Annotated in this window: 21 protein-coding genes; all 21 read right to left on the bottom strand. The window is 30.1% G+C overall.

Annotation, left to right across the window (positions count from 1 at the left end; translation table 11 throughout):
• Positions 1-43 precede the first annotated feature (43 nt).
• The 21 genes from mfd to XO11_RS03595 all read right to left on the bottom strand — a co-directional run bounded on the left by mfd (position 44) and on the right by XO11_RS03595 (position 21,854).
• Entirely contained in the window at positions 44-2,959 is a 2,916-nt protein-coding gene (gene mfd / locus XO11_RS03695) for a transcription-repair coupling factor (RefSeq protein WP_175418175.1), read from the bottom strand.
• Between the two features lie 35 nt (positions 2,960-2,994).
• Positions 2,995-3,315 (bottom strand): hypothetical protein, encoded by a 321-nt coding sequence (locus XO11_RS03690; RefSeq protein WP_014296236.1) that lies wholly within the window; start codon positions 3,313-3,315, stop codon positions 2,995-2,997.
• A 1-nt stretch (position 3,316) separates the two neighbouring features.
• Complete coding sequence (locus XO11_RS03685) at positions 3,317-4,003, bottom strand: FliA/WhiG family RNA polymerase sigma factor (protein ID WP_014296235.1); 687 nt, start codon at positions 4,001-4,003, stop codon at positions 3,317-3,319.
• 153 nt (positions 4,004-4,156) lie between these two features.
• Entirely contained in the window at positions 4,157-4,630 is a 474-nt protein-coding gene (gene cheD / locus XO11_RS03680) for a chemoreceptor glutamine deamidase/glutamate methylesterase CheD (protein WP_014296234.1), read from the bottom strand.
• A 4-nt stretch (positions 4,631-4,634) separates the two neighbouring features.
• Positions 4,635-5,261, bottom strand: a complete 627-nt coding sequence (locus tag XO11_RS03675) for a chemotaxis protein CheC (protein WP_014296233.1) — start codon at positions 5,259-5,261, stop codon at positions 4,635-4,637.
• Positions 5,258-5,767, bottom strand: a complete 510-nt coding sequence (locus XO11_RS03670) for a hypothetical protein (RefSeq protein WP_156865389.1) — start codon at positions 5,765-5,767, stop codon at positions 5,258-5,260. Before XO11_RS03670 ends, XO11_RS03675 begins: the two co-directional genes overlap by 4 nt.
• A gap of 155 nt (positions 5,768-5,922) precedes the next feature.
• The gene (locus XO11_RS03665) at positions 5,923-6,789 is read right to left on the bottom strand and encodes a P-loop NTPase (protein ID WP_014296231.1); all 867 of its coding nucleotides are present in this window, start codon (positions 6,787-6,789) and stop codon (positions 5,923-5,925) included.
• On the bottom strand, positions 6,786-8,255 hold the full coding sequence (gene flhF, locus XO11_RS03660; protein WP_014296230.1) for a flagellar biosynthesis protein FlhF: 1,470 nt from the start codon (positions 8,253-8,255) through the stop codon (positions 6,786-6,788). The genes XO11_RS03665 and flhF overlap by 4 nt, the downstream gene beginning before the upstream one ends.
• 10 nt (positions 8,256-8,265) lie before the next feature.
• A complete protein-coding gene (gene flhA, locus XO11_RS03655) occupies positions 8,266-10,401 on the bottom strand; it encodes a flagellar biosynthesis protein FlhA (protein WP_075780396.1) in 2,136 nt (711 codons plus the stop codon).
• Positions 10,402-10,414: 13 nt separating this feature from the next.
• Positions 10,415-11,503 carry a flagellar biosynthesis protein FlhB gene (gene flhB / locus XO11_RS03650; RefSeq protein WP_014296228.1) on the bottom strand — a complete coding sequence of 363 codons (1,089 nt, stop codon included), beginning with the start codon at positions 11,501-11,503 and terminating at the stop codon, positions 10,415-10,417.
• Positions 11,467-12,240 carry a flagellar biosynthetic protein FliR gene (fliR, locus tag XO11_RS03645; RefSeq protein WP_014296227.1) on the bottom strand — a complete coding sequence of 258 codons (774 nt, stop codon included), beginning with the start codon at positions 12,238-12,240 and terminating at the stop codon, positions 11,467-11,469. Before fliR ends, flhB begins: the two co-directional genes overlap by 37 nt.
• A 1-nt stretch (position 12,241) precedes the next feature.
• On the bottom strand, positions 12,242-12,508 hold the full coding sequence (fliQ, locus tag XO11_RS03640) for a flagellar biosynthesis protein FliQ (protein WP_014296226.1): 267 nt from the start codon (positions 12,506-12,508) through the stop codon (positions 12,242-12,244).
• Between the two features lie 2 nt (positions 12,509-12,510).
• On the bottom strand, positions 12,511-13,293 hold the full coding sequence (fliP, locus tag XO11_RS03635) for a flagellar type III secretion system pore protein FliP (protein WP_014296225.1): 783 nt from the start codon (positions 13,291-13,293) through the stop codon (positions 12,511-12,513).
• The gene (locus XO11_RS03630) at positions 13,274-13,666 is read right to left on the bottom strand and encodes a hypothetical protein (protein ID WP_175418174.1); all 393 of its coding nucleotides are present in this window, start codon (positions 13,664-13,666) and stop codon (positions 13,274-13,276) included. The genes fliP and XO11_RS03630 overlap by 20 nt, the downstream gene beginning before the upstream one ends.
• The gene (locus tag XO11_RS03625; protein WP_014296223.1) at positions 13,663-14,028 is read right to left on the bottom strand and encodes a response regulator; all 366 of its coding nucleotides are present in this window, start codon (positions 14,026-14,028) and stop codon (positions 13,663-13,665) included. Before XO11_RS03625 ends, XO11_RS03630 begins: the two co-directional genes overlap by 4 nt.
• Positions 14,029-14,059: 31 nt before the next feature.
• A complete protein-coding gene (locus XO11_RS03620) occupies positions 14,060-14,488 on the bottom strand; it encodes a chemotaxis protein CheW (RefSeq protein ID WP_014296222.1) in 429 nt (142 codons plus the stop codon).
• 12 nt (positions 14,489-14,500) lie between these two features.
• Entirely contained in the window at positions 14,501-16,576 is a 2,076-nt protein-coding gene (locus XO11_RS03615; RefSeq protein WP_075780395.1) for a chemotaxis protein CheA, read from the bottom strand.
• Between the two features lie 11 nt (positions 16,577-16,587).
• On the bottom strand, positions 16,588-17,790 hold the full coding sequence (locus XO11_RS03610) for a nicotinamide-nucleotide amidohydrolase family protein (protein ID WP_217671834.1): 1,203 nt from the start codon (positions 17,788-17,790) through the stop codon (positions 16,588-16,590).
• 135 nt (positions 17,791-17,925) lie between these two features.
• Positions 17,926-20,094, bottom strand: a complete 2,169-nt coding sequence (gene glgX, locus XO11_RS03605; protein ID WP_175418172.1) for a glycogen debranching protein GlgX — start codon at positions 20,092-20,094, stop codon at positions 17,926-17,928.
• On the bottom strand, positions 20,091-20,333 hold the full coding sequence (locus XO11_RS03600; RefSeq protein WP_014296218.1) for a DUF3783 domain-containing protein: 243 nt from the start codon (positions 20,331-20,333) through the stop codon (positions 20,091-20,093). The genes glgX and XO11_RS03600 overlap by 4 nt, the downstream gene beginning before the upstream one ends.
• 72 nt (positions 20,334-20,405) lie before the next feature.
• Positions 20,406-21,854 (bottom strand): NAD(P)/FAD-dependent oxidoreductase, encoded by a 1,449-nt coding sequence (locus XO11_RS03595; RefSeq protein WP_175418171.1) that lies wholly within the window; start codon positions 21,852-21,854, stop codon positions 20,406-20,408.
• Positions 21,855-22,536 lie beyond the last annotated feature (682 nt).

The raw sequence follows: 22,536 nt of genomic DNA, 5'->3' as shown, positions 1-22,536 counted from the left end.
TTATTTTTCCCCCAGTCAAAAGACTGGGGGTTTTTGTTTTATGTTATTCAAATATTTTAAATAACGATTCTTCTGGATTTTTTGTATATATTACTAATTCTTTTTTGTTTTCAAAATGATTGAAGTGGTGTGAGTATTTTTTGAGTTTTAATATATCTATATCTAAATATTTTGAGTATTTTATTATAGCTGTATTGTCATATATTTCTATTTCTTTTGCGCCTTTTTCATATGCGTTTATTCTTAATATACTATATTTTATTAGATTGTTAAGTTCTTCAGGTATTTTTCCAAATTTATCTTTTATTTCTTCTTTTATTTTTTCAAAGTTTTCTATTTTTGTTTCATTTGCAATTGTTCTGTAGATTCTCATTCTTTCTATTGGGTTTTCTATATAATTTTCTGGAATTGTAATGGGCATGGTTATTCCTTTTATGTCAAGGTCTATTTTTTCTTTGATATTTTCTTTGTTTATTATTTTTTCTTTTGAATATATTTCTATTATGGCTTTATTTAGAATTTCTTTGTACATGTTTAAACCAATGTTGTTTATATGTCCTTTTTGTTCTATTCCAAGTAAATCTCCAAATCCTCTTATTTCTAAATCCTGTAATGCAAGTTTTAAACCGCTTCCAGGACCTACTATTTTTTTTATTGCTTCTAATCTTTTTTCTGTTTCTGGTTTTAATTTGTTTTTGTAAAGGAAATATGCAAATGCACGTTTTGAGGAACGACCTACCCTTCCTCGTAATTGGTATAATTGGGATATTCCGTACCGCTCCGCATCGTCAACTATTAATGTGTTCGCGTTTGGTATGTCTATTCCATTTTCTATTATTGTTGTTGCAATTAATACGTCTATTTCGCCATTATAATACATTTTTATTATTTTTGAAAGATAACGTTTTTGCATTTGACCATGTGCTGATACTACAGAAACTTCGGGAATTAATTCTGATAATTCTTTTTCTACCTCTTCAATATCATTAACTCTATTATGAATATATAATACCTGACCGCCTCTTGATTTTTCCCTTAATATAGCTGTTCTAATTATTTTTTTTGAGTATTTTGATACAAAGGTTTCTACTGGTAATCGTCCAATTGGCGGTGTGGATATTACAGACATATCTCTTAAACCGGAGATTGAGAAGTATAATGTTCTTGGAATTGGGGTTGCACTCATTGTTAATACGTTTATTCCATGAGATAATTCTTTTATTTTTTCTTTTTGGAATACTCCAAATCGTTGTTCTTCATCTATGACAAGTAATCCAAGTTTTTTGAATTTTATATTTTTGTTTAATAGTGCATGAGTACCTATTATTACATCTAATTTTCCGGAGTTTATTTTTTCTGTTATTATGTTTTTTTCTTTTTGAGTTTTGAATCTGTCGATTAATTCTACTGTTATTCCAATTTCATCAAATCTATATTTTACATTATCATAGTATTGTTGAGCAAGTATTGTTGTTGGAACGAGTATTGCTGCCTGATATCCAGAACTTACAGTTCTTACTACAGCTCTTAATGCAACTTCTGTTTTTCCAAATCCAGCATCTCCAGCAATTAGACGGTCCATTGGTTTTGTTGAAGCTAAATCGTTTAATACTTCTTCAATAGCTTTTTCCTGATCTGCTGTTTCTATGTATGGGAATGTTTTTTTGAATTTTTCTTCTATTTCTTCATCACCCTGTAATGATATACCTGTTGTATGTTCTCTTAAAGCATATAGTTTTATTAGTTCTTGGATTTTTGAACGTATATTTTCTTCTACTTTCTTTTTTCGTCTTTCCCATGATGATGAGCCGATTTTATCAAGTCTTACTATGTCTTTATCTCCAACGTATTTTGAAATTTTATCTATTCTTTCTATTGGAAGATATACTTTTGCATTGTTGACATATTCAAGCATTATTAGTTCTTTTTTTCCGTATTGAGTTTCTATTTTTTTTAATCCTTTATATATACCTATTCCATAGTTTTCATGAACTATTAAATCTCCAATTTCTAAGTCTTCCCATTCTAATAATGGAATTTCTTTACTTTTCTTTTTTGAGGATATTTTTTTTATTATGAAATTTTGTTTATTTATTTCTATGTTTTTATAATTTATTTTTGAGATAAAATTTTCAAGAGAATCTCCAGAATAATTTTTGTACAATTTTTTTAGATTATCAGAATAAATGAATTCAAGGTTTTCTCTTTCTCGGGTAAATGATGAGGATATACTTTCTTTTTCATTTATTATGAATATTTCACTGTTTTTTATGTCTATATAATCTAATAATGTTTCTTTTTTTTCATAATATATTGCTGGTATTGTATCTATTATTTCTAATGTATTATTTGTGTTTGGATATTTTGAAAGTATTTTTTCTGCATTTTCCTGATATTTCATTAATATTTCTGAACCAGGTATAAATGTGAATGAGTTTAATGATTCTATACTTTTTTGAGTGTTTATATCGAAATAATTTATTCTTACAATTTCATCATCAAATAGTTCTATTCTTATTGGATTTTCATATATTGGAATGTACATGTCCAATACAAAACCTTTTTTGGAATATTCGCCATATTCATATACATTCCATTTTTTTTCATAGCCATAATAGAATGGATTTATGTTGAAGGTTGAATCTATGTTAAATGAAAATATATTTTTTTTCAGTATAGAATAAGGTATGGTGTATCTACTTAAAGAATGTAATGTGGTTAATATGATTATATCTTTATTTTTTAATAGATTATATAATGTTTGAATTCTTCTTGATAGGATTTTTTTAGAGGGTTTTATTGATTCAAATGGAAATACATCATAATCTGGATAGATAGATATATTTTTATCAAATAGGAAATTTTCCAGGTTCCATGTTTCTGGAAATATTATGATTTTTGTCTGTTTTTTTGATTTTTTTATTATGTTTAAGAGTTCGTTGTTGTTTATTTTTATCACCCCATATACAAAAAAATTACGGACTTAAAGTCCGTTTAAATTCTAATATCAAGGGTATGACCACGATATTCATCAACTACTATATGATGCTCTTCATTTGAAGAGTTTCCTTTTTTGTTTTTTTCTCTTTTTTGTGATTCCTGATGGAAGTTGTTTTTGTTCTGGTCTTTTATTTCTTTACTTTGAGCATATTCGTTTGCTGTGTTAACCTGTGATTGAGCTTCTTCATTTTTTCTTACCTGTTCTTCAAGATCTGTACTTTTTGCTGCAACCAATGCACTATTTAGATGTTGTATGTTGTTAGAAACATCTACATTTGCAATATAGGATATACCTAAATTGATTGGCTGTGGCATTTTAATCACCACCTAATTTTTTCTTTAATTTTGCGATTATTGCCGAATGAATTTGTGAGACCCTGGATTCAGATATTTCAAGAATTTTTCCAATTTCTTTAAAGGTTAGTTCTTTTTCATAGTATAATGATAGTATTAGTTGTTCTTTTTCGTTTAGACTTAAAATAGCTTTTTTTAGTTCTTGTTTTAACATATCTTTATACGCAAGAATTTCCGGGTCGTTTTCTTCATTATCTGATTCTACATTTAGTTCATTGTTTCCTATTAAGTATGAATCGAGACTTAAAATCTGACTTCTGTGTAATTCCGCTTTTAATTTTTTTACGTCTTTTACAGAGATTTCAAGTTGTTCTGCCAGTTCTTCATCACTAATATAATCGTCTATATTTTGTTCTGCTAAAATTTCTTCGAGTTTTTTTATTTTATGTCTTAAATCTTTTGGAAGCCAATCTATTTTTCTTAGATAGTCTAACATAGCCCCTCTAATTCTTTTTACTGCAAATGAATAGAAGGTTACTCCTTTATTTGGATTGTATTTGTCAAGTGATTGAAGCAAACCAATAATCCCTTCCTGTATTAAATCATCAAGTTCTACATTTTTGGGAAGGGTTGATAATAGGTTTAATGCTATATATTTTATTTTAGGAAGAAAATTTTTTATTATATCTTCTCTGTTGAGATTTTTCATGATTTATTAATCACTACCTTCACTATGGTGTTGAGTATTATTATGACAGCAGTGCTTATTATTGAGCGTAAAACAGAGGTTATGAAAAAGTTTTTTGAGATAAAAAGGTTTATAAATAGGAATATGAAAAATAAAGAAGTATAAAATATAAGTTCAGTATTTGAAAATTTCAACTTTTTCACCGCCACCTACCTTTTTAACGAGTACTTCTCCAGTTTCAAGGTTAAATTCTATACTTCTTGCTCTGTTTCCGCCTGTGTCTTCTGCAATTATTCTAATGCCATTTTTCTTTAGATGTTCTTTTACAGCTGCAACATTTTTGCTTCCAATGTCCATTGAAGAGCCTTTGAACATTGCAGAACCACCAAATATTTTTGCTGTTAGACTCCCTTTTGCGCCGAGTTTTTTTATATCTTCTAATAATAGTGGGATACCTAAGTCAGCATATTTTCCAGGTTTAGGTGCATTTGGAGAATTTGATTGAGGTAGCATAACATGAATTAATCCACCAACTTTTGTGGTTTTATCCCAGATACAAACCCCCACACATGAACCTAATCCTAAAGTTACAAGAACATCAGGTGTTTTTGAGGCTTTATATTCTCCAATTCCGATTATTTTTTTCATATGATTAACCTCCATAGAAAATCTTTTTTACGAATTCAAACAATTTGTTTCTGTTTTCTTCATTCATTAAGAATACGATTTTTCCTTTAATAATATTTTCCCAATCTTCAACCTGTATTTCTGTTTCTGTAAGTATAACTTCATCTTCAAATGTAATACTCATTACTATTGATTCTGCAATGAGAGCAGCAAATGTGTCAACTGCAACCTGTGGAGGGGTAACCTGAAGATTAAGTTGTAAAAATTGTGATATAGCACTGGTATATGAACCAAACATAATATTTCCCAATTCACCAATCATTGAGGTGGATAATTCGTCGAGATCCGTAATATCAGGAATTTCCATTCCAACACTTTCTTTTATAAGACGTTTTACAGAGTCTTTTTCAATTAAAAATACCAGTGATGAGTTTAATTCACCCTCCATTTTTACATATGAACATGCATAGATCTCGTCTGGATCTTCCATGTTTAAGAATATGTCCGATAATTTTATAACTTCAAGATTAGGGACCGATATATCAACCTTTTTATTTAACATCATTGAGAGTGAACTAACGGCATTTCCCATTCCAATATTTGTAATTTCTCTAAAAGCAGACATAAAAAATTCTAAGTTTTCTTCATTCATTGTTCAGCACCTCCGCTATTTTCCTCTTCTTCTATTTCTTTATTATGAAATACATTTTCTCCTATAATTTGATTTAAATATTGACCAAATAGTCCTGTAGGATCCTGCATAATTTTTATTTCAAAGATAAATTTACTTAGATTAAAGAATTCCTGTCTTATTTTTATTATTGTTCCGTGAAAGGTTATATTGAAATCAGGTATGGATAATTTAACGCTTACGTTTTTTTGAATTTCGTATATGTATTCATTTAAGGTTACTATGCCCAAAAACATTTCATTAAAATCCCATATTACGCCGTTGTATTTGTCTTCTATTAGTATTGGTATTGAAACATAATGTCTTTCCATTGAACGCTTGGTTTTTATTCTAAAATTACTTTTTAGATTTAGAATAATAAGGTTTTCAGTTTCACTAAAATCTCGTATGTCACTTATTTGAAAATCCGCCTGATAGTATGCCCCTTCAAATAATGATTCGAGCATTACTTCATCTCCGAGTTTCATATCTTCAAATTTCGGAGAAATAAGTGTTATTTCCTTTCCCTTGAAGGATTTTATTTTTGCTTTTAGGATGTTGTCTTTATGAAAGATTCTTATACCATTTCCCGGAAAAAAAACAAGGAATATTCTTTTTATAAAGTTTTTTTTATTCATTTTTTTCACCTGTTGTAAAATCCAAATAGTAACAATAATTTTTTTAATAGATTATCATTACTTTTAGAGGGTTCAGTATCACTCATGTTTTCAAGTTTTTCAGCTATTGAGAATAGATCATTTGCAACGTTTGAGGAAGGTTTAAAACTTGAAATTGGTACCTGTGATTTTACACTGTCGTGAACTACATGATCGAAATTTATATAAAATACATTTCTTATGTCAGTATATAAATATTCTTTTATGGTTTTTCTTAGAACCTGTTCTGCTGTATTTGCTTCAGATTTTTTTCTGATCATGTTTATTACCACATCAATTATACCATCTACTTCTAAAAGAGATAAAGCTTTTATAACTGTATATGCGTTTACAATTGCGGTTGGTTCAGGGGTTGTAACTAATAGTATATTGTCTGCAGCTATGTAAAATGGTTTTAAGTTTTCATTATAACCAGCACTTACATCAATTATAACATAATCATGTTCTTTTGCAATTTGAAAAAATTCTTCTATGGCTTTTCTGGTAAAATTTTTCTGGAATGAAAGCCAGTCTTTTATGTCCATACCTGTGCTTAATAGTTTAATGCCATAGGGAGTTTTTATTATACATTCTTCAAGGGTTAATTTTTTGTCAAAGTAGTCTTTTATACTAACAGCTGGAGTAACTCCTAAAAGTATGGATGCATTTGCAAAGCCAGCATCTGTATCAAATATTAAAACTTTTTTGTTTAGTTTGGCAAGATTTACTGCGGTATTAACAGCAACTATTGATTTTCCAACTCCACCTTTTCCACCGGTTACAAGAACTATTTTTGTTTTGTTTTTGGAAAAGGTTTTTCTTAAGTTTTCTGCCTGATCTTTTATTACGCTCATGATATCAACTCCTCGTAGAAGAGGGAGAATATTTTATTTACGTTTGGAATTTCAATATCATTTGGAACTGTTTGACCTGTTGTAATATATATTAAAGGTAATTTTGATGCGTTTAATATAGAGGGTATTTGCCCATATGAAGATGTTTCATCTAATTTTGAAATAATAAGATGAGTTGGATTGCATACAGAGAATTTATTGTATACGTCAATCATATCTTTTAATCGCATGTTAGCAGAGATTACAAGGAATATGTATTGCGGTTTTATTGAGTCTATATACATTTTTAATTCGCCAATTTGCATGTCATCTTTATGGCTTCTTCCAGCAGTATCAATTAATATTAAATTATTGTTTTTAAGGGTTTCTACAGTAGCTTTTAATTCAGTTGGTGTATAACATACAGAAGCAGGGATATCCATTATTTCTGCGTATGTTTTTAGTTGTTCTGTTGCAGCGATTCTATATAGGTCTATAGTGGCAATTGCAACACTTTTATTGCTGTGCAATTTATTTAAAGCAGCAATTTTAGCTAAAGTAGTGGTTTTCCCCACTCCTGTTGGTCCAATGAACATTATTGTGCCAGTGAGATCTGGAATATCTAAATTGAAATTGTTTTTAAATATATTGAAAAGTTGATTTTTAAATTTTTGATTGAATTTCCAGTTGTCTTTGTTTAAATCATTTGGGATGTTATTAATTATGTCTTCTATTAAGTCATCAGATAGATCCTGATGTTTTAAGGTTTCAACCAATTCGGAAATCAAAGGATTTGCACCATTTAAGATAACTCGTTTTGAGAGTTTTTCAATTAATGTTTTTATTTCATCTAATTCATTTTTTGTTGAACCAGAAGAAGTGGTTTTGGAATGAGATATGTGTTGTTTCCTGTTTTGCTGTAATGGATTTTGATTAAGATTGCGTTGATTTAATTGAGGGTTAGGAATGTTTGAATAGGTTATTTTTTTATAGTTTAAAGGTTCAAATGGTTCTTCATGTTCCATTCCTTTTTGTGAATAAAATCTATCGGCATCTTCATCTATAAGTCTTGATACTTCTCTTTGTTCTTCTATTAATTTTAATATTTCATTTTGCGCTGATTTAACAAATTTGTCTTTTCCAGGAGTTAATATTTCATCAATTGAGTCCATTTTTTTCATTTTGTTTATACGCTGTTCTAATCGTTTATTTCTTTCTACCAGTTCATTTATTTCTTTTACTTTTCCTTTTGTATTTCCACCAATTCCTGGTAGATCAGGTTTTTTCATGGTTTTTATTATATTTTGTGGTTCATCTTCATCGTCGAGAACAGCGGTTACTTCTAAATATTTTTTTCCTCCTATTCCCAGAAATCCGCCTTTACTAATTCTTTTTGTGTCAAGTATATAAGCATTATCGCCAAGTTCCTGGCGTATTTTTTCCATAGCTTCTGTAATTGTTGACACTACATATTTTTTTACTTTCATTTAACCACCTCTACGCTGTTATATTACCATCAGCGGAAATAGGAATTTCCTGGATGATTTCGTTATATGATATAACGCTAACATTTGGTATATTAGGCAAAAGCCATCGCGCAAAATAGAATCTTAAAGGAGAACTACATAATATTACAGGATTATATCCCTGCATAATCTGTGATTCTAATTGCTGACTTATATTGTTTAATAAATTATTTGACATTTGTGGAGATAGAGCCAATGTATAGTTTCCACCATATTCAATTGTATAATTGTTTAGATTGTTTTCAAGGTTTTTATCGAGAACTAATACGTGTAAAACACCATCTCCAGATTTTAAGTTTTCACAAATCTGTCTTCCTAATGCACTTCTTACACCTTCAACTAAAGAGACTAAATCTTTTATTTCATTGTTTCCAAGTTCTGTAAGTTTTTCAAATATAATAGGAAGATTTCTTATTGAAATTCTTTCATATAGTAATTCTTTTAATACATTTCTAATTTCAAATGTTTTAAATACAAGAGGTGTAAGCTCTTCAACAAGAGAAGGTTCTTTTATTCTTAGACCTTCAATGAGCATTTCTGTTTCTTTGTTTCCAAGAATTTCGTGTGCATATTTCTTGATTATTTCTGATAAATGAGTTGCAAATACACTTGGTGAATCAACAACGGTATAACCTGCATTAACAGCATCTTCTTTTTGTTCTTCATCTATCCAGTAAGCATCGAGATTAAATGATGGTTCTTTAGTATGAATTCCTGCTATTTCTTCAGTGGCCATACCAGAATTTATCGCTAAAAGCTTGTCAGGGAATAATTCAAACCTTCCTACTTCAACGCCTTTTAGTTTTATTACATATTCATTTGCACTTAATAATACACTATCTCTAACCCTAATAGGGCTTATTACAATACCAAGTTCGTAAGCGATTTGTTTTCTCACCATTGTTATTCTTTCTAATAGATCTCCACCCTGAGATGGATCGGCCAAAGGTATTAATCCATATCCAATATCTATTTCAAGCACGTCGCTTTGTATTATTTCGGACACTTCTTCTGGTGAAGTTAAAGGTGGTCCTGATGGTTTTGGGCCACCACCGCTACCGCCAGATGTTCCACCACCCGGTTCTCCGCCAGAAGGTGTAGCACCACTGCTTTCAAATGTTTCTCCAGATGGACCACCAGCGGTAACCGGTTGTTTGATATAGCCTTTGGTTGTTAAATAAGCAAGTAATAAAATACCTCCGCCAAGTATTAATGAAGGCGCAACAGGTAAAGGTGTTGCAATTCCTAATAACAGAATAACTCCACCGGTTAAATATAATACGCGTTTTTCTGAAGACAATTCTCTCATTAAATCTTTTCCAAGATTTTCTTTTGAAGCCGCTCTTGAAACTACTATACCTGTTGCTGTAGAGATTAATAAAGCAGGAATTTGTGCAACGAGTCCGTCACCTACGGTGAATAAGGTATATAATTGTGCGGCTTCTCCCATGCTCAATCCCTGTTGTAAAACACCTATTGTTAAACCACCGAGGATATTTATTATGGTTATAATAATGCCAGCTACTGCATCACCTCTAACGAATTTTGAAGCACCATCCATTGCACCGTAGAAATCTGCTTCACGTCTTATATCTTCCCTTTTTTGCTTTGCTTCTTCTTCGGTAATGATTCCAGCGCTTAAATCAGCATCTATACTCATTTGTTTACCAGGCATAGCATCAAGTGTAAATCTTGCTGCTACTTCTGCAATTCTTTCTGCACCACGTGTAATAACAACAAATTGAATTACTACGAGTATAAGGAATATAACAATACCAACAACATAATTACCTCCAACAACAAAATCACCAAAAGCTCTTATAACTTTACCTTCGAAATTTTTTCCTTGAAGAAGAATTAATCTTGTTGAGGTAACATTTAGAGATAATCTGAATAATGTTGTTATAAGCAATAAAGTTGGAAAAGCAGATATTTCAAGAGGATTTTTAATGTACATTGTAACTAATAACAGGATAATGGCTAAGGTGATATTAGCCATTTGCAAAAAGTCCAGCATAAATGCTGGTATAGGAATAACCATTAATATAACAATTCCAACTATTAATAATGGAACAGCTAAATCTATATTTTTAAGGAAATTACCCAATTTATTTCACCTTCTAAACATTTTTTAGAACAGCAGTTAGTATTTTTGCTACAATTGCGTACATTTCTTCAGGGATTTCATCACCTATCTCCACAGTTGCATATAATTGTCTTGCTACAGGAGGATTCCTGATAATAGGTACTTTACTTTTTATAGCTATATCTTTTATTCTAAACGCAATTTCATCAACACCTTTTGCAACTACAACTGGAGCTGAATGAGTTTCTTCATCATATTTTAATGCAACTGCGTAATGAGTAGGATTTGTAACAACTACAGTGGCTTTTGGAACTTCTTTCATCATGTTTTCGTTGATAATCTGTCTTAACATTCTCATACGCTGTCCTTTGATTAAAGGATCACCTTCGACGTCTTTCATTTCTTCTTTTACTTCCTGTTTTGTCATTCTTAAATTTTTTATGTAATCTCTTTTTTGGTACCAGTAGTCAAATCCACCAAGTATTAACATTAGAAATCCCAGTTTAAAAAATACTTCAAGTATAATGGAAACCAGTGTATTTAATGCAGTGGTTGTATCTGAAAAAGGTAATCCTATTAATACATTCCATTTACTTTTAATAATGCTATAGGAAACGTAAGCAACTAATGAGATCTTTACTATAGACTTTAAAAGTTCAAATAAAGTTTTCATTGAGAAAATACGTTTAAAACCGCTAATAGGGTTTAATTTGTTAATATCGAATTTTAAAGCACCAGGTGCAATTAAAAATTTTGTCTGCAACATACCGAGTATCAAACTTGTTAATGCAGCAGAAAAAAGGAATGTGGAAACTTTGAAAAATAGATCTTTTTGTTGAAGTATTAATGTAAGTAAAGCATTTTCATCCAAAAATGATGTATCAAGAGTTAAATATCTTTGAAAAGCTGCTTTTAGTCCAATATATAGTGATTTCGACATTACAAAAAATACGCTTGCCACAGCTAAAAATGAAAAAGCAGTAAGCAATTCCCTCGAAACAGGGACGTTCCCTTCTTTTCGAGCTTCCTGTAATCGCCTTGGTGTAGGCTCTTCTGTTTTACTTGGATCAGCGAATAATTGAAGATTTATTTCAAAATCATATTCATTAAGGAGTTTATCCATTTTACTATCTCCACCATGTTATTATTGAATATTTCAACCCATACGTCTATTATTGTTATTAATAGAATTGTTCCTACAATTATATTTAAAGGAATTCCAACTATAAATACATTTACCTGTGGAATCATTCTTGAAACTATTCCAAGACTTAAATTTACAAATAACATAAATGCACTCATTGGAATTGATAGTTGTAATCCAATTTCAAAAACTTTTCCAAACATGGATATTATTTCAGGGAAAAAATGTGTATTTATAGAAAAAACTAAAGGGATATTTGAAAAGGAATTTATTATTGTCTGGAATAATACAATATGCATTTTAAATGATAAGAAGGCAAATATTCCAATTAAAAAAGATAATTGCCCTATAATAGGAGATTCTTCTCCACTTATTGGATCAAATATACCAGCCATTGCAAATCCCATTTGAAATGCAAAGAATTGACCGGCGAATTGCAAAGCCGCAATGGGAATATATGAAATTAATCCTATTAATATTCCCAGTAACATATTGATTAATAATATTGTTATTAGATAGAATACAGGTAAATCTGTAATTGTTTCATTTACTAAAGGTAATGTAATCCAGGATAGAAATAAAGCTGAGAAAACCTTTAACTTTGCTGGTATAGTTCTTGATCCTATAACTGGAGCCGAAATTGTCATTCCGGCAATTCTAAAAAATATTATAGCCCATACCCAGAAACGGGTTTCTAAAAAGGTTACCACATCCATTTTAAATCATCCCAAAGTATGTTGTTAATATTCTAAATGTAAAATCCATGATTTTTTGAGCGATCCATCCAAATAAGAGGCCAACAACTAAGAAAGTAATAATAATTTTAGGAGCAAATGTCAGAGTTTGCTCATTTATAGAGGTTATTGTTTGAAATATACTTATAATTAACCCTACAGCAAGACTAACCAATAATATTGGAGTTATAACTGTTAAAAAAACAGATATACCATCTCTGAAAATGTCAATAAAAACTTCTATAGTCAAGATTATAGACCTCCTGATGTCTGGAAGCTTCTTATTAATCCGCCAATTAATAAGTCCCATCCATTTACAAGTATAAATAGTAATAGTTTAAATGGCATTGATATCATTATTGGAGGTATCATCATCATACCCATGGATAAAAGAATACTTGCAACTACCATATCAACTATTATGAAAGGTATATAAATTAAAACCCCCATTTTAAAGGAGATTTCCAGTTCACTTAAAGTAAATGCGGGGATTAATATTTCAGGTGGTGTATCGTTTATATTTTCAACTTTTTTATTTACGCTTGAAGCTAACATAAATATGTTATCCTGATTATGGTGAGCAACTATTTCATTGATCATAAATTTTTTTACTGGTTCCCAGGTTTTTTCAAAAAATTCTGTATATGAAATTTTTTCTTCGGTGTATGGAATAACAGCATTTTGATATATGTCATTAAACACAGGTGTCATTATTAAAAATGTAAGTATTAAAGAGATCCCTATTAATACCTGATTTGGTGGTGCCTGACGACTTCCCATGGCTGTTCGTAAAAATGAGAGCACTATTACAATTCTCATAAATGATGTAAACATCATTATTAAAGATGGAGCAAGAGTTAATATTGATAATAATAACAAAATTTCCAGTGTTGGAATTAATGTGTCAGGGCCAGGAGTTCCGCCACCAATATCAATATTTATTTCAGGTATAGGAACTGGTTCTTGAGCAATACCTGTTACAAAAATTAGTAAAAATATAGCTATTATGAATTTTTTAGAAAGAAGTTTTCTCATTTTCTTTTTTCTCCCTTTTTAATGCTCCAACAAATGAATCCAGAAAATCTCTTTTTCCTTTTAGTATTTCAGAAAGTTTTTCATAATCTATTTTATCCAGATAAGCTATAGAATTATGATTGGATAATACTAAATAATAATCATCCAACACTTTTATAATATTAAGTGTCATATTATGGTCAATATAAAATTTTTTAACAACCCTAACCTTTGGTGTTGTGATTACCCCTTTGTTAATCAATTTTTTCTGGATGAATATTAATAGAAATATAAATATAACAAAAAAGAATAATAATAAAAAAGCCCAGATTGTCCAGTTGGTAAGATTAGTAGTTGTTGCAGTAGATGAAAAAGTAAGGGGCGTTTTAATCACCCCCTAACAACTTTTTGTATTGCTTCTATAACCCTATTTGCCTGGAATGGTTTAACAATAAAATCCTTTGCACCAGCCTGTATAGCTTCTATAACCATTGCCTGTTGTCCCATAGCACTACATACAATTATTTTTGCAGCAGGGTCCTGTTTTTTTATTTCTTTTATTGCCTGAATTCCATCCATTACAGGCATTGTAATATCCATTGTAACTACGTCAGGTTTTAATTCCATGTATTTGGTTACTGCATCCTGACCATTTGCAGCTTCTCCTACAACTTCCATCCCCGCTTTAGTAACGATGTCTTTTAACAACATTCTCATAAATGCAGCATCATCTACAATTAAAACTTTAATAGCCATTTATAAAGCACCTCCACAATATGTTTAAATTTTATTTTGTTTCCAATGATTCAAATAACTTTTCAAGATTTAAATATACAATAAGTCGATTGTTTATTTTTAAAACACCATTTACTTTCCCAACGAATTTACCGCTTTTTGCAGGTAAAACATCAAGTTCCTCATCATCAAAAGAGATAACATTATTTACTTTGTTTACCAAAATACCAATTTCTTCTTTTTCGTGTTTCATTATTATAATACTATCAAAAACAATATCTTCTGGTACTTCTAAATCTAATATTTTTGTTAAGTCAAATACAGGAACTATACGCCCCCTTAAATTAACCACACCTTCAATAAAGACTCTTGAGTTAGGAACAGGTGTAATTTCTTCTTTTTCTATTACCATTTCAACATAATCTACGTCAATTCCAAATTCCTGATTAACAACTTCAAAAGAAAGTATTTCCTTTTGCATTATATCACCCCATTATTGTTCGTTTAAATTGGTTATATCGAGTATCAAAGCGATTCTACCGTCACCAAGTATAGCGCCACCACTGAATTCTTTTACACTATTAAGATATTTTCCAAGTGATTTTATAACAATGTCATCCTGTCCAAGTAAATTATCAACTACAACACCATATTTTCTATTTGCTGTTTTTACAATAACAATTTTTTCAACAAAATCTTCTTCTTTTGGAGGCATTTTGAATAATTCTCTTAATCTAATAAGAGGAATTATTTCGCCTCTTAATACAAATACTTCGTTACCCTGAACAATTCTTATTTCTCCATCTGTAATTTTTTGTGTTGTATCAATGTTTGCAATTGGAATTGCATATACATAATCGTCAAGTGTAACTAATAATACCTGAATAATAGATAATGTAAGAGGTAATCTTATGGTGATTTTTGTTCCAACATCTTTTTTGGATGATATTGTAACAGAACCATTTAATGATTCTACTACTGTTTTTACAACATCCATTCCAACGCCACGACCTGATAAATCAGTGGCCTGTTTTTTGGTTGAAAATCCTGGAAGGAATATAAATGAGAATACTTCTTCATCGCTCATTGTTGGTACCATTGCAGGGTCAACAAGTCCTTTTTCAATGGCTTTGTTTGCAATAAGGTCTCTGTCTAAACCTCTACCATCATCTTCAACGCTTATTACAACACCATCGCCTTCATGCCATGCTGAAAGTTTAATAGTTCCAACTTTAGGCTTTCCTTTTTTAATTCTTTCTTCTACAGGTTCTATACCATGGTCTATTGAGTTTCTTATTAAGTGTACTAATGGATCGCCAATTTCATCAACAACTGTTCTATCTAATTCTGTATCTTCACCTTCTATAATTAATTCAACATCTTTTCCTAATTTTTTAGATGTGTCTCTAACAAGTCTTGGGAATCTGTTGAATACAAATGCAATAGGTATCATTCTTATTTTCATAACAATGTTTTGTAAATCAAGGGTGATTCGGCTTAAATTAGCTAAACTTTCATCTACTTCTTTGATTTCGTATTTTCTTAAAGTTTCAGTAATTCTACTTCTTGAAATAACCAATTCAGCCATTAAGTTCATTAATTGGTCAAGTTTTTCTATGTCAACACGTACTGATTGTAATTGAATTTTCTTCTTTTCGTGTGTGGTTGAAGATGTTTTTTGAGCAGAAGAACCTGAATTTTTTGCCTGTTTGCTGTCTTCTTTTTTATCCTCACTTTTTACCTGTTTTTCAAAATCGGAGTCTTCAAATTCATTTACGGCAACGCTGGCAATTTCAGAGATTTGCATTATGCTTTCTCTTATTTCGTCAGCTGTTTTATTTACAATAATTCCAAGTTGAATTTCAAGATCGAATTTTTCATCTTCAATATCCTGAGATGAAGGATGTGTATAGACAACTTCTCCACCAAGATCATCAATTTTATGCAATACCATAAATGCTCTTGCTGATTTTAACTGAACATCTTTATCAAATACAACAGTAATGAGATAGAATTTTAAACCTTTTTCTTTAGCATTTTCATATAGATGTTTAAGTGATTCTCTTGTAATATCATCTAAATGAGATAATTTTGATTCTGAATCTTCAGAATCCTCAGAAGTGGAAGTTGTTTCACTAACTTCTTCTGATTTTGTTTCAGAGCTTTCTCCACCACCAATTTCTGCTTTTTCTGCATATTCTGTTAATGCATTTATAAGTTCGTCAAGAGAAGAGAGATCACCTTTACCGCCATTTGATATGTCGGCAATACTTTCTGTTAATGCATCTAATGTTTTAAATAGTAAATCAATTAAATCTTCAGATACTTTTGTTTTTCCTTTTCTTATTTCGTCAAGAAGGTTTTCCATTTTATGAGAAACCTTTGCAATCTTATCAAAGCCCATAGTTCCAGCCATACCTTTAAAGGTATGCATAACTCTAAAGATTTCATTGATTTTTTCCATATCTTCAGGGTTGTTTTCTAAGTCTAACAATTCGTCATTAAGACGTTGTAAGTTTTCATTCGCTTCATCAATAAATACGCTTAAATAAACGTCCATATCTCCCATAATAAAACCTCCTAAAGGAATATTTTAATAAATCTTATTATCGAGTAGTATACAGCTTTTTCGCGGATAGTTTCTCTATCTCCTGAGAAAAAATGTTTTTCAGATAGGATCAGATCTTTATTCTTTGAATAAAAACCAAACCACACTGTACCTACTGGCTTTTCTGGCGTTCCGCCGCCTGGCCCTGCAATTCCGCTAATTGATATAGCGTAATCGGTGTTAAATTTAGAGCTAACATTTTTTGCCATTTGTTCCACTGTTTCTTTGCTTACAGCACCATATTTTTCAAGTGAATTTATATCAAGAATATTTTCTTTAATTTCATTTGAATATGCGATAATAGAACCTTTAAAAACCATAGATGATCCTGGAATATCGGTAATTATTTTGGATAAAAGACCACCTGTACATGATTCAGCAAAAGATATAGTCTGTTTCAATTCTTTTAGTTTATTATATAAATGTAGAGCAGGATTTTCGGGTATAATATAATCCTTAATTTTTTTGTTTTTATGAATTTTATCTATAATCGCTTCATTATCTTCTTTTATTATAACAGAAGGTCCTATTGATAAATTTAGTTTTGTAGAATATTTTATATCTTTTAGTTCTTTTTCGAGAATAGACATTAAATTTGATTCGGTAATTCCGTGAAATTGGATTTTGGTAAAATTTCTGGGTGTTGTCTTAAATTGTAAAAAAAAGTTTATTAGATGATTGTTAAATATATTAATAGCTTCTTTTGGAGGACCTGGTAATATTATATAATATATATCTTTTTCTTTAATCAATTGCCCTGGGGCACTTCCTAATTCATTAGGTAAAATTTTTGCATTATCAATTATATAGGCCTGTTTTTTTAGTAAAGGATTAATAGATTTCCCTGCTTTTTTATATCTTTCCTGAATTGTTGTACAGAGTTTTTCATCATATTTTAAATCTTTATTTAAAAATTTTGCAACAGCTTCCCTGGTTAAATCGTCTTCAGTGGAACCTAAGCCACCAGTAATGATAATGATATTGTTTTTTTGTTGAACAAGGAATTTAAGGCCATTTATAATATTTTCAATATTATCTGCAACATTTATATGGTAAGTTATATTATATCCTAACTGATTGAGTTTTTGAGATAGTTCTTTAACGGTAATATTGGTAATATCACCTTCTATTAGTTCATCGCCTGTACTTAAAAAGCCTATTTTAATATATATCACTCCCATATAATTCTTACTTATATTTTACCACAAAAATCGAAAAAATTGACAATAAAATTTAATTGGAATATGTAAATAGGTATGATTTTGTTATATGTGAAAAGTATCGATAATTTTTAAAAGAAAAAACTCAGATTAATCTTTTTGTGAAATTAATACAATTATGCTTTTTGGTGAAACTGGATAAAACTGTTCGTTGTAAATTTCCGGTATTTCTAAAAAGTCATCAGGACTATTCAGGTTTGTATCGATTATTCTATACCACTGTTTATTTTGAAGTTTTGGAAGTTCAAAGTTTAATGTATCGGTGTAAAAATTCATGGCTACATATATATCATTGTCTTCAGGGGTATCTGGATCATTATAATCAGAACCGCTAATCATAAAAGCAAGACTTCTGGAAAAGTATGAAAAGTCAGGATTAAATAATTTTACACCATGCCATGTTATATCTGGAATTCCATCACCTGTATAATCTCTACCTGTGAAGAAATGTTCTCTTCTAAGTGTATGATGTTTTTTTCTAAAAGTTATTAATAATTTTAGAAATCGATATATATCATTAAATTTTTCTTTTCTACTCCAATCAACCCAGTTTTTTATTGTATCCTGACAATAGGCATTATTATTTCCGTATTGAGTTCTACAGAATTCATCACCCATATATATCATAGGTGTTCCCTGAGAGAGCATTAATATGGTGAAAAAATTTTTAATTTGCTTTTTTCGTAAATTTATGATATTGATATCATCTGTTTCGCCTTCTACACCATAATTATAACTATAATTGTCGTTGGCTCCATCTCTGTTATTTTCGCCATTTTCTTCATTGTGTTTTTCATTATAAGAAACAAGATCCCATAATGTAAAACCGTCATGTGATGTAATGAAATTAACACTTACTACAGGGGATTTGTTTCCATATAAATCCTCACTTCCTGCAATTCTACAGGCTATTTCTCCGACCTGGCATTCATCACCTCGCACAAATTTTCTTACTACATCTCTGAATTTTCCATTCCATTCAGCCCAGCCTTCAGGAAATGCGCCTAAAAAGTATCCTCCTGCGGCATCCCAGCCTTCTGCAATAAGTTTTGTTCCTGAAATAATCGGATCTTCTGCAATATCTTTTAATAATGAGAGATCACCAATCCAATTGCCGTTTTGGTCTCTTCCCAATATTGCAGCCAGGTCAAATCTAAATCCGTCTATATGCATTTCTGTAACCCAATATCTTAAACTATCTATAATTAGATTTTTTACAGCTGGATGATTGCAATTTAATGTGTTTCCACAACCGGAATAATTTTCATAATACCTTTTATTATTTTTATTTAGAACATAATATATTTCATTATCAATTCCACGAAATGAAAGAGTTGGTCCCTGTTCATTTCCTTCTCCTGTGTGATTATAAACAACATCAAGAATAATTTCAAAGCCTTCTTTATGAAGTTTTTTTACAAAATCTTTGAATTCAAAAACCTGTTCTCCTATTTTTATTCCTGTGGAATAATTTCCAGTTACTGCAAAAAAAGCAAGAGGATTATATCCCCACACATCTTTTAATCTTTCACCAGTTATTGGATTGGTTCTGGCGATGGAATCTGGATTAAATTCAAAAACAGGCATTAATTCAATAGCATTAACTCCCAATTCTTTTAAATGATCTAATTTTTCAAGAATACCTTTAAATGTTCCTGGGTTTTTAACTTTTGAATTTGGATTCATTGTAAATAATCTAACGTTCATTTCGTATATTATTAAATCTTTAAAGGGTATATTTGGGCGTATATCATCATCCCAATTATATTTTGTATCGTCTATAACAATTGATTTTGTAGGACTTACAGCAGAATCTAAAGTGGAAAAAGAAAGATCGAGTAATGGAGAATTTCTATCGTATCCGTATACACTTTCTTCATCCCAGTTATATGAACTTGAAATGGCTTTTGCATAGGGATCAGATAAAAGTTTATATTTATTGAAGCGTTTTCCATTTTTAGGATCATATATGCCATCAATTCTCCAACCATAGAATTGACCATGTTTTATTCCATGTATATAAATATGCCATGTATTTCCTGTTTTGTTTTTTTGTGGATCAAGAATGAAGATGTGAGAAGGTTTTTCATCATAAAAATTTTGATATAATTCTAAAGTTACAGATTCTCCATTTTTTGAAAAAATAGCAAAATTAACTCCTCCTGGATCAACTGTTGCACCAGGTTTTGGATATCCTCTTGAAGTTTTTAATTTTACAGAAGAATCTGGATTGTCGTAATAAAAATCATTGTTTTTCATGTTTTATTATTTTTATCCTCCATAGCTTTTTTTAAGGCTTTTTTTACTTCAATATCCTCGTTTTTTAATTCTTTGATTAAATCACCTATTGTCCAGTTAACATTTACCTTTGTTGTTGTTGCAAAGATTATTCTTGGTAATCCTTCAGTGTTTTTTATTGCTTTCATTATTTTATTTATTTCCTCGCTGGAAAAACCATTTAATATTATAGTTGGCGTGTCTTTTATTTCATCATACATTTTATATTCCTCCTGTTCAATCTTGATAACATTATAATTATATCATAAATACAACATAAAGATAAATTTTTATTAAATTTCAAGTTCTTTGAAAAATTTAAGGTTTACCTTTTTAGGTAAAAATCCGGATTTTTTATCGTTTTTTTCTATTTTGCCTTCGTTGATTTTGAGAACTTCTGCCATTATTTTCTTTATTCTTTGAGTACAAAATTCACCCTGACAAAAACCCATAGATGCTCTTGTTCGACGTTTAACAGCATCGACAGTTTTTATAGGGATTTCCCGTGTTAATGCATCTATAATTTCTTTTTTGCTTACCATTTCACATCTACAAATTATTTGATCAGGAGAATCAATATTAAGCATATTATTTACTTCTTTATATGAAAGGTTCTTTTTTATTATAATAGGAGGTCTATATGGATCAAAATCATTTTTCTTTAATAATTTTAGACCAGAATTTTTCAATATATTTATCACCATTTTTGCAATAGCTGGTGAGGATGTCAAGCCAGGTGATTCTATTCCAGCAACGTTTATAAAACGTTCTTTTGTTTCTTCTATAATAAAGTCTCCAGTTGAAGGTGTAGGCCTTATTCCGGAAAAAGAAGTTAAAACTTTTCGTAAATCTATTTCAGGAACAGATTTTCTTGCGGTTTTTATTATATATTTTAATGTTTCAATATCTGTACCTGTATCGTCTTTATCGGTATTTTCATCAGCATTTGGCCCAATTAGAAGATTTCCATGATATGTTGGTGTAACAAGAATTCCTTTTCCTTTTTCTGTAGGGGTTTGAAAAATAACTCTATTTACTATTTTTCCATATCCTTTATGAAAAAGTATATATTGACCTTTTCGAGGTTTTATATAAAAATTTAGAATGCCAACCATATAAGCGATTTTATCGCTATACACTCCTGCTGCATTTATAATATATTTTGCTTTATAAGAATCTTTAGAGGTTTTTATGTAAAAGTGATCTGTGCTTTCTGATATATCCAGAACTTCGTTTTCCAGTTTTAATTCAACACCATTTTTTATTGCGTTTTCAGCTAATGCTATTGTAAACTCATATGGTGAGGTTATACCAACATCTTCAGCTAATAAGGCGATTTTTGCATTTCCGTTTATGTTTGGTTCTAAAGATAAAATTTCATCTGTATAGATAATTTTCATGTCATTAACTCCGTTTTTTAATCCATTTTCGTATAATTTTTGAATATTTTTTTCATCGTTTTCATCAAATCCTAATACTAAAGCTCCAGTTTTTTTATAACCGAAATTTAATTCGTCATTTAATTTTTCATATAATTTATTTCCTTCAACGCATAATTTTCCTTTTAATGTTCCGTGTTTTGCAGCATATCCTCCATGAATAATACCGCTATTCGCTTTTGAAGCACCATTGCTTACATCGTCGCTTTTTTCGAGTAATAAGATTTTTAAGTGGTATTTTGATAACTCTCTTGCAATAGCGCAACCTACTACTCCTGCACCAATAATGGCTATATCATACATAATTATCCCCCCGTAAATATATATTCAATTTGAAGTTTCTTTGTATTGGAAAAAATAAAAGCTTGTTCAAGCAACTTGAGTGCTAATCTTCAAAAATTCTCTTTGAAAGTAGAAAAATAATATTCTCTCATACGGCAAGAATTTTTGATCCTTGTTCTATAAAAAACACTCCTAAAAAGGTTCCTTCAGGCGGTGAAATTTCTTATAATTGTGAAAAATAAAAACTCATTCAGACAACTCGAACGCTGATCCTCAAAAACTGCTCATATACGCGGGGGCGCTTAGATTCTGCATCCCTGCAGAAGCTGCGCTCAAAAAAACATCCTGTTTTTTTGACCCTCTCCATTCGCAGTTTTTTCGGGCGTTCTTCGAGTCTTCATTCGTTTTTATTTTTCACAATATTTTTGTTGTTCCGGCTCAAGCAATATCTTCGTTTGGGAAATTCTTAGTCTTTGTTCGTATTATTTTTTTACTTTCATCTTTTCATTTATATTTAAGAAAATAGTTAGAATAATGTGAGCGAAAACTTGAAAATTTTTGAGGATTAGAATTTTCTACCGTTTGAGCGAACATTATTCGTACTATTTTCTTCACCAGTTATTTTTATTTTTTACAACTGTCCTATAATGCCTGTTGTAAAAAATCTTCGTTCTGGTTAGTTTTATTACTTCTATTATACAAC

The organism is Marinitoga sp. 1138, assembly GCF_013363265.1.
GTDB lineage: Bacteria > Thermotogota > Thermotogae > Petrotogales > Petrotogaceae > Marinitoga > Marinitoga piezophila.
The sequence above is the reverse complement of the archived record's forward strand: the minus strand, read 5'-3'. Positions and strand labels throughout refer to the sequence as shown.

Excerpts from the sequence above, each read along its gene's own strand:
- XO11_RS03690 (WP_014296236.1), bottom strand. The coding sequence starts at position 3,315 with ATGCCACAGCCAATCAATTTAGGTATATCCTATATTGCAAATGTAGAT.
- XO11_RS03685 (WP_014296235.1), bottom strand. The coding sequence starts at position 4,003 with ATGAAAAATCTCAACAGAGAAGATATAATAAAAAATTTTCTTCCTAAA.
- cheD (WP_014296234.1), bottom strand. The coding sequence starts at position 4,630 with ATGAAAAAAATAATCGGAATTGGAGAATATAAAGCCTCAAAAACACCT.
- XO11_RS03675 (WP_014296233.1), bottom strand. The coding sequence starts at position 5,261 with ATGAATGAAGAAAACTTAGAATTTTTTATGTCTGCTTTTAGAGAAATT.
- XO11_RS03670 (WP_156865389.1), bottom strand. The coding sequence starts at position 5,767 with ATGAAACTCGGAGATGAAGTAATGCTCGAATCATTATTTGAAGGGGCA.
- XO11_RS03665 (WP_014296231.1), bottom strand. The coding sequence starts at position 6,789 with ATGAGCGTAATAAAAGATCAGGCAGAAAACTTAAGAAAAACCTTTTCC.
- flhF (WP_014296230.1), bottom strand. The coding sequence starts at position 8,255 with ATGAAAGTAAAAAAATATGTAGTGTCAACAATTACAGAAGCTATGGAA.
- flhB (WP_014296228.1), bottom strand. The coding sequence starts at position 11,503 with ATGGATAAACTCCTTAATGAATATGATTTTGAAATAAATCTTCAATTA.
- fliR (WP_014296227.1), bottom strand. The coding sequence starts at position 12,240 with ATGGATGTGGTAACCTTTTTAGAAACCCGTTTCTGGGTATGGGCTATA.
- fliP (WP_014296225.1), bottom strand. The coding sequence starts at position 13,293 with ATGAGAAAACTTCTTTCTAAAAAATTCATAATAGCTATATTTTTACTA.
- XO11_RS03625 (WP_014296223.1), bottom strand. The coding sequence starts at position 14,028 with ATGGCTATTAAAGTTTTAATTGTAGATGATGCTGCATTTATGAGAATG.
- XO11_RS03620 (WP_014296222.1), bottom strand. The coding sequence starts at position 14,488 with ATGCAAAAGGAAATACTTTCTTTTGAAGTTGTTAATCAGGAATTTGGA.
- XO11_RS03615 (WP_075780395.1), bottom strand. The coding sequence starts at position 16,576 with ATGGGAGATATGGACGTTTATTTAAGCGTATTTATTGATGAAGCGAAT.
- glgX (WP_175418172.1), bottom strand. The coding sequence starts at position 20,094 with ATGAAAAACAATGATTTTTATTACGACAATCCAGATTCTTCTGTAAAA.
- XO11_RS03600 (WP_014296218.1), bottom strand. The coding sequence starts at position 20,333 with ATGTATGATGAAATAAAAGACACGCCAACTATAATATTAAATGGTTTT.
- XO11_RS03595 (WP_175418171.1), bottom strand. The coding sequence starts at position 21,854 with ATGTATGATATAGCCATTATTGGTGCAGGAGTAGTAGGTTGCGCTATT.